The organism is Botryobacter ruber, assembly GCF_003347595.2.
Classification (GTDB): Bacteria; Bacteroidota; Bacteroidia; order Cytophagales; family Hymenobacteraceae; genus Pontibacter; species Pontibacter ruber_A.
The window spans coordinates 26,879-34,576 of sequence record NZ_QCZK02000011.1 but is presented as its reverse complement, the minus strand read 5'-3'; the positions used below and the strand labels follow the sequence as shown (position 1 = coordinate 34,576).

The window sequence follows — 7,698 nt, the reverse complement described above, 5'->3', positions numbered from 1 at the left end:
AAATAATGGTAATCAAACAATATATTATCATAACAGTAATAATCCTGACGATTTAGATTTAATAGTTGCGAAATACTTATATGGTCAGGAAAACTTAGTAATAGAACCAGAGAGTATATATGTTCAATTTCGTGAGGGTCATGAATCAGCTTCTTCAATTGACTTTATGAGGATAATTTCTATTGTCAATTATTTTAGATTTATTGACATTCATAGTATAAGTAAAGACAAAGTAAGAGAGATGCAGGTTTCAGATCATGAATTACCTCCGAAAATAATTAACAGTATCAGGACCCTTGAAAGCAAAATATACAAGCAGATAAATATTGTAAGATTTGGCCCTGATTCTAAGCCATCCATATACCTACATGATATTTATTACATTAATTTTGATCACCACAACTTTAGTATATTGCTCAATAATAATCATAAACTTGAAGAAGTAACCTTAGAAATATATTTTATAGCTCTTCTTAAATTAGACTTACTATGTACTTCTCTATTTTCATAAATGTTGAGAAACCACTTTGGCGCTGGCTTGTTACAGCACGAGTGCTAGTACGAGCTACAAGCTCGCACTAGCACAATGCCCGCCGGCGCTTGTAACCTTATCCTGTTCTATATACAAAACAGCTATCAGAAGGGCAAAGGAATGGAAGCGAGTCGGCATATCGGTAAATGGAAGCTGGAGAGAATCGTAGCGAAAGCCAGCATGGGAGCCACCATCCACTACACCGAACCAAACACATGTACTGGTTTTCGGCAGGTGGTAGCGGTTACCCGATGGCAGCAAAACTCTTACTCTTCCCCCCCGCTGGCGCGAGCTTGTAGCTCGTGCCTTTTCTTTTCCACAAAGCTATACATCCAGCAAAAGTAACAGTACGAGCTACAAGCTCGCACTAGCGAAGTAACTGGAGACCAGAAAGGTTAAACCCGCTGCTTTATAACCGGCCATTTTCCTTTGCTTTCAGATAATCTTCTCTCATGAAAATTTTGATGCCGTAGTAGTTAGGCTGCACATATTTCAAAAGGCGCATTACGTGTTTATCATCAGCGTAGTCTGAGAAAGTCCCCAGAAACTGTCCCGCGTCCTGCTGCTGGCCTTCCTCCCATACACTCATTTTTCGCTTTTCGATTTTCTTCTGAATCTTTTGAATGGCCTTACCGCCGGAGATATTGTAGAGAATGCGGGATGGGCTGGTGTGGTTGTAGTAGATAATACACCAGGCTGTTGAACTTTCACCCATTGGATGGTATGCCCAAATAGCCTTTCCCATTGTGGCGTCAGTGGGTTTGCTATCTGATACAAACTGCCACCCTTTCCCGGAAAGCTTTCTGTTTATTTGCGCAAGCTCCAATTTTCTTAATTTGAGCAGGTTCCGCAGCGAAAGTTCTTGAGCCAACACAGAAGTGGAAAGAATTAACGCACAGAGACAGAGGAGCAGCTTCATGAAACATAACAGTTGTTTGATTAAATATAGGACATTATTGTCGGATAATAAAAGTTCCTTTACCCCCCCCCCCCCCGCTGGCGCGAGCTTGTAGCTCGTGTTTTTTCTTTTCCCACGCAGCTATACAATCAGCAAATCCAACAGTACGAGCTACAAGCTCGCACTAGCAAAACCTGCTGGCGCTAGGTGGTAGTAGCGGTTAACCAACGGCAGTAAAAGCCATCTTCTTCCCTAAAAGCCCTCCCCCCCACTGGCGCGAGCTTGTAGCTCGTGCCTTTTCTTTGCCACGCAGCTAAACATTCAGCAAAAGTAACAGTACGAGCTACAAGCTCGCACTAGCACAGCACCTGCTGACCCCGCTGGCGCGAGCTTGCAGCTCGTGCTTTGCTTTGCCACCTAGTTTTACCTCCGGCACGGCTGTTCCTGCTTACCAGCAGCATGCAGAAACATCTGAGAAAAACATGGCTGCTGTTCCAGGCAGTCAGCTTCCGTTTCTGCCAGTAGCGCGGTACGAGCTGCAAGCTCGCGCCAGCCAATAGCCTGCAAAGGCCAGCAAACGTTTAGGGCGTTTAGGTTGCCGCCGAACCTGAAGCGCTACCAGGGCAGTATAAGCTTTACATGAGCAGGAAATATAAATTCTATAACAAGGAAGGGCTGTACTTTGTCAGCTTTGCGGTGGTGTACTGGCTCGATGTGTTTACGCGGGAGGACTATTTTGCCATCATGCGCGACAGCCTGGCCTATTGCCGCCAACACAAAGGCATGGAAATTTACGCCTGGTGCATCATGCCCAGCCACGTGCACCTGGTATTCCGGGCAAAAGAAAACAACCCAAGCGTGCTGCTCAAGGAGCTGAAGACCTTTACTTCCAAAGCCATTCAAAAAGCCATTGCCGAACATCCGCAGGAAAGCCGGAAGGCCTGGCTGCTCTGGCTCATGGAGCGGGCGGGCCTGAAGAACAGCAATGTAAAGCACCGGCAGTTCTGGCAGCAGCACAACCAGCCAATCGAGCTATGGAGCACTGCCGTTATCGACCAGAAAATCGACTACATCCACCAGAACCCGGTAGAAGCTGGCTTTGTGTCAGAAGCGCACCATTGGAAGTACAGCAGCGCCATCGACTACAGCGGCGGAAAAGGTTTGCTGGAACTGGATATCGCTTGAAAAATGGAGGCACGAGCTGCAAGCTCGCGCCAGCGTGTGTACCTAGATGGTGCTGGAAAGAAGCAAAAGCCACTAATCCTTGCGTTTTTCTATCACAATGTCTGGTCTATAAATTTTTTCCTGGACCCGGACCAGTTTCCCCTTCTCAAAGAAGACGTATAAATCCCTATCTTCACTTTGTGGTAGTCGGTACACGGTATATTCCTCCGTCTTTTCCGACAAAAATACACCGACGTTTTTTTTCATAAACTCACTTTCGGTCATGCCAATATCAACGGTATTCCGGACAAGTGCGCAGGCCGTCATGAGAAAGGTCAAAAGGAGCGTAACAACTATTTTCATATGCAAGTGATTTTACCTGGTCCTGCTTCAAGTACAGTTTTAAAGCTAATTTATCAGCTTACAAATAACATACCTATTTTCTAATATTTTATTTTCTCCTGCGAAAAACAAGAGTTGCTTTACAATTTTGTTCTACTGATTCGGTAACATTTTGTAACACCTCTTCATAAATTAATACAAATTTACACAACCAGGTTAATATAGTTTTTTCCCCGCTGGCGCAAGTGCAATGTTCTTAAGTTGAGAAACTAATGAAGCCTTTGTGGCCTTGTTCCCAGCTCGTGCTGACCTGGACTTGTAAACTTATCAGGTTAAGCTCGTATGTATTGACATGCAAGTGGGGCAGGAAGAAGCGACCGGTAAAAAAATTTTAAATTGTATTTAGTAACAGAAGCTATGAAGAAAGATATGCAAGCCGCTACGTATAAGGAATTTGGCGGGGCAGATAAAATAGAAGTAACTACCGTTACTCTACCCGAGGTAAAGGAAGGAGAAGTGCTGGTCCGGATAAAAGCGGCAGGAGTAAACCCCGTGGACGCAGCTGTACGGGAAGGCTACCTGAAAGATTTCCTGCCTTACAAGTTCCCGATTATTCCGGGTTGGGACATGGCAGGCGTTATAGAGGAACGGGGTTTCAGCGCCAGGCGGTTCGAGGTGGGCGATGCCGTGTATGCTTATGCCCGTCGGCCCGTGGTGCAGCATGGCACCTTTGCCGAGTATATCGTTATTCCGGAAAGCTACCTGTCGGCAAAGCCGGAAAACATCTCGTTTGAAGAAGCAGCCGGCATTCCGCTGGTGGGGCTTACAGCGTACCAGTCGTTGTTTGATGCAGGCCAGCTGCAGCAGGGCCAGACGGTGCTGATATTGGGTGGCTCCGGTGGTGTGGGCAGCCTGGGCATACAGCTCGCGAAGGCAAAAGGCGCTACTGTAATTGGGGTAGCCAGCCAAAAGAACCACACCTTTATGAAAGAGCTGGGTGCTGATTTCACGATAGACTACAAAGACCAGGATGTAGGCGCTGCTACTAAAAAAATAGCCCCTGACGGGGTAGACCTTATTTTCGATTGCGCGAGCGGGGAAACCCTGCAGCAGAGCCTGTCTGCTTTAAAGCCATCGGGCAAGCTGGTTTCCATCCTGAACCAAGGCCAGGACCTGGATAAATCCATTGATTTCGAGTATGTATTTGTTGAGCCAAACTCCAGCCAGTTAGATAAACTGAGAGCTTTTACCGAGGCCGGCCAGCTGAAGGTGCATGTGAGCCACACCTATTCCCTCCAACAAACTGCAGAGGCACTGACTCAGATCCAGACGCTGCACACCAAAGGTAAAATCGTGATTACTCCTTGATGCGGGAAAGTGGGGAAACCGCTGCGACAGGCCAGGGAAAAGATTGTTTACGGTTTCCCCCACTTTCCCCCGCTGGCGCGAGCTTGTAGCTCGTGCCTTTGCTTTTCCACGCAGCTAAACAATCATAAAATAGTAACAGTACGAGCTACAAACTCGCACTAGCACAGCACCTGCCGATTCCCGCTGGCGCGAGCTTGTAGCTCGTGCCTTTCCTTTCCACGCAGCTACACATTCACCAAAAGTAACAGTACGAGCTACAAGCTCGCACTAGCACAACACCTGCTGACCCCGCTGGCGCGAGCTTGTAGCCCGTGCCTTTCCTTTCCACGCAGCTACACATTCAGCAAAAGTAACAGTACGAGCTACAAACTCGCACTAGCAAAGCACCTGCCGATCCCCGCTGGCGCGAGCTTGTAGCTCGTGCCTTTTCTTGTTACCAAATTTCCATAAGGCCACCCGCCTTCCCCCGCTGGCGCGAGCTTGTAGCTCGTGCTTTTTCTTGTTACCCAATTTCCATAAGGCCACCCGCCTTCCCTAAAACCCCTCGCGCAAATCTTTCAGGTGCGCATAGCAAACCGGGCTGCTGTTTTCTTTTCGTTCGGCCTTTTCCTGCACCAGTTCCTCGTAGTTGGCGGGGGTAGCCAGTAGCTTGCATTTTGGATAAAGCACGACGCCCCGCCGGATTATTTTGGTATTCGGTACTACCTCCTGCGCCTGCACTCCTTCGGCACTGTAAACATGAATGGTGAAGAAGTGGTAATTTGTTTTCCTGGCATACCCTTCTGCCGTAATCCGCCCGGTTATCGTGCGCTCCCCGATAAAGTCCGACACCTCCCCTGGCCTGTACGGCGTGTAAACCGATTCCGTCCAGGCTACTTTACATCCTACTGTTAGATTCATAACCTATACTATGTGATTTTAGCGCGGAAGGTTTCGATGTTTGCCTACGGCTGCAGTTCCTTTCCTTTTCTCCCTCCGCCGCCGGCCTGAATGTTTTCACCACCTAGCGATGCACGGTCGTGCGTCGCTACAAGTTTGCTGCACCTGCCACCATTCCCACTGCTGCTTGTCTGAAGCAGGATTTACAGAATTTTAGAATTGTCAGGATTGGCTTTCGCTTTTAAACTCAGGTAATGCGCAAACTCCAGTTCTTAGTTTGATAGCAGCAAGCATATTAGAATTTAGAGTTAAATAATTTAGCGTCCTGCATCCTGTTAATTCTTTAATCCTGCAAATCCTGATTCAGACAAAAAGACGCGCGCAGGTCTTAAAGACGCTGCGAGGTCACAACTTCACGCTCCCTGCACAACCCTTCCTCCCGTTGCGGCCTGCTGGCCCAGCAATTGCCTCAGCGTAGCCAGGTGTGAAAACAGGACCACCGGAACAATAAACCCGGGAAGTGCTACATACGGGAAATACAGCAGTGCAATGTTCGGCTGCTCAAAGCCAAACTGCTGAAACGGCGTAGGTACCGACAAAATGCCGTGTATAACGATGTTGAACAGCAGCCCCAGGCAAAGCAGGTTCCAGCCCACCAGCACATACTTCGGTAGCTTGCCTTTTACATAACCAAAATAGTATACAACGGGAGCAGACAGGCCGGTCAGTATGTCAAAGTTGCGGCCTTCGAAGGTCATCAGTTCCGGCACCGCGCCGCGAACAAATAACCAGAACAGCACCAGCTCCACCGGCACCCTGACAACATGGAGCAGCGTCAGGATAGCAGGGTTCAGCCGGTTGACAAAGTACCTGCCCTTGCTGCTGCCAAATAAACCTGTTATGAGCAAGAGCGGTGGCAGAATCAGCAGCAACATCCGGGGTGGCAAGGAATCGGTAATCAGATAGAAACCGGACAGGGCCAGGGCGCTCTGCCCCACCAGCCACACTGCCGCTACCAACACCACTGCCTTTGATCGTAGCGTGGCCTGGTACAGCAGCCAGAGGGCCAGTAAGGTAGTCAGGCTAAAAACGATGGGAACGAAAACAGGTAACTTTTCCATAGCATTATTTTTTTATTCTAACGCAAAGGAAATGTATCCTGCCATCATTCCACTTGCCAAATGACAAGAAACACCGGACCGGCTACTTTTTTGAAAATTCTTTCCGGATGCGGCTCAGGGAGCTGTCGGTTACCCCGAGGTACGAAGCAATGTGCTTTAGCTGCGCATACTGGAACAGCTCCGGCTTTGTTTCCAGGAGATGCGCATAGCGCGCTTCGGCCGTTTCGGTAATCATCGCCAGCATGCTGCTTTTCAGGGCGGCATAGCCTTTTACCAGCACCGACCGCCCAAACTCGCGGAACGCCGGCAAGGCATGAAACAGGTGGTTCAGTTGCTCAAAGGTGATGCTCCAGCCGCTGCACTGCACCATGGCCTGTATGTTCTCTCTGGAGGGGGTTCTGTTGAAGAAGGAAGAAACCTCGAACACCACCTGGTTGCCCGTGTAAAAATTGGTTGTCACTTCGTTGCCGTCGGTGTCATAAGCAAAAGCACGCATAAACCCTTTTTCCAGGAAGAGGTACTCCTGGCTTACCTTTCCCGCCTTCAGGAAAAATTCATGCCTGGCGAGTTCCCTGGGCATGAAGTGGCCGGCGATTTGATGGGCCGCCGGTTCGCTCACCAAACCATTGTGCTGCAGAAACTGCAGGAAACGTTCGTTGTTCATGGTGTTTAAGTTGCAATTGGTGCTTTATCTCAGGCTTCTTTCGGCGGCATAAGCTCCGCCAGATCAAACACCGCCACCTCCAGCTCCCCCTGCACCTGCAACCGAAGCGAAAGCCCGTCAGGCTTTGGTAAAATATCCTGCACCCCTACCGCGGCTACAGCGCCTTTCAGTTTCAGCCCTTTCAGCTCCATCCCCTCCGCCAGCTGGCTGTTTACTTTTGCCAGTTCTGCCGCAATAATGGTCTTCAGATCGACCCGCGTTTTTTTGATGATCTGGTTGTAGGCCACCTTGTTGACCAGCACCTCCAGGGCCGTATTGTAAAAACCGCTCGAGGTGGCAGCCTCCATCGAGAAGTGCTGCACATAGAGTTGCTGTGTGGCGTTGTCGTAGGCTAAGGCAACGGAGGCATACAGGTCTACTTTGTCGCGCCTGAGCACCGTCCGCAGAATTTTCAGCTGTACCCGGAGCAGGAGGTTGTAGGGGCCGGCGCTGCTGCCTGCCAGGCCAACGTCCAACACCTGGGCATACGGTTGTTCGGCTACGCCTTCTTCGGGTTTGGGAATGTAGGTGCCCACCAGTTGCTGTTGCAGCACGCTTTCCAGGGCGGCATACGAAACAAAGACGGGCACATGGAGTTGTATAGGGTTTTCCATAGGTTCGGGTTTAGGTAGAGGCTACCGGGTAGCAGCAGCCTTTTCAGGAACAGTTCAGCGCCCATACTGTTCAATTT

9 protein-coding genes are annotated in these 7,698 nt (G+C 49.2%); 3 read left to right on the top strand and 6 right to left on the bottom strand.

Annotated features, from left to right (window positions below; genetic code table 11):
- Positions 1-511, top strand: a 511-nt coding sequence (locus tag DCW36_RS22425) for a hypothetical protein (protein WP_164891005.1), incomplete at its 5' end; no start/stop codon positions are given.
- Positions 512-941: 430 nt separating this feature from the next.
- Here the strand turns inward: DCW36_RS22425 and DCW36_RS02145 are convergent.
- Positions 942-1,451 carry a hypothetical protein gene (locus DCW36_RS02145; RefSeq protein ID WP_125185514.1) on the bottom strand — a complete coding sequence of 170 codons (510 nt, stop codon included), beginning with the start codon at positions 1,449-1,451 and terminating at the stop codon, positions 942-944.
- Positions 1,452-2,069: 618 nt separating this feature from the next.
- On the opposite strand from DCW36_RS02145, the gene DCW36_RS02140 reads away from it, so the two are divergent.
- Positions 2,070-2,615 carry an REP-associated tyrosine transposase gene (locus DCW36_RS02140; RefSeq protein WP_114784220.1) on the top strand — a complete coding sequence of 182 codons (546 nt, stop codon included), beginning with the start codon at positions 2,070-2,072 and terminating at the stop codon, positions 2,613-2,615.
- 72 nt (positions 2,616-2,687) lie between these two features.
- Here DCW36_RS02140 and DCW36_RS02135 read toward each other — a convergent pair whose 3' ends face one another.
- Positions 2,688-2,957, bottom strand: coding sequence for a hypothetical protein (locus DCW36_RS02135; RefSeq protein ID WP_114784218.1), 270 nt, complete (start codon positions 2,955-2,957; stop codon positions 2,688-2,690).
- A 396-nt stretch (positions 2,958-3,353) separates the two neighbouring features.
- On the opposite strand from DCW36_RS02135, the gene DCW36_RS02130 reads away from it, so the two are divergent.
- Positions 3,354-4,304 (top strand): NADP-dependent oxidoreductase, encoded by a 951-nt coding sequence (locus DCW36_RS02130; RefSeq protein ID WP_114784215.1) that lies wholly within the window; start codon positions 3,354-3,356, stop codon positions 4,302-4,304.
- Positions 4,305-4,838: 534 nt separating this feature from the next.
- Here the strand turns inward: DCW36_RS02130 and DCW36_RS02125 are convergent.
- The 4 genes from DCW36_RS02125 to DCW36_RS02110 all read right to left on the bottom strand — a co-directional run bounded on the left by DCW36_RS02125 (position 4,839) and on the right by DCW36_RS02110 (position 7,621).
- The gene (locus DCW36_RS02125) at positions 4,839-5,204 is read right to left on the bottom strand and encodes a hypothetical protein (RefSeq protein WP_125185513.1); all 366 of its coding nucleotides are present in this window, start codon (positions 5,202-5,204) and stop codon (positions 4,839-4,841) included.
- A 392-nt stretch (positions 5,205-5,596) separates the two neighbouring features.
- Positions 5,597-6,304, bottom strand: coding sequence for a hypothetical protein (locus DCW36_RS02120; protein ID WP_114784211.1), 708 nt, complete (start codon positions 6,302-6,304; stop codon positions 5,597-5,599).
- Positions 6,305-6,386: 82 nt separating this feature from the next.
- The gene (locus DCW36_RS02115; protein WP_114784209.1) at positions 6,387-6,968 is read right to left on the bottom strand and encodes a Crp/Fnr family transcriptional regulator; all 582 of its coding nucleotides are present in this window, start codon (positions 6,966-6,968) and stop codon (positions 6,387-6,389) included.
- A 29-nt stretch (positions 6,969-6,997) separates the two neighbouring features.
- On the bottom strand, positions 6,998-7,621 hold the full coding sequence (locus tag DCW36_RS02110; RefSeq protein WP_114784207.1) for a DUF4403 family protein: 624 nt from the start codon (positions 7,619-7,621) through the stop codon (positions 6,998-7,000).
- Positions 7,622-7,698 lie beyond the last annotated feature (77 nt).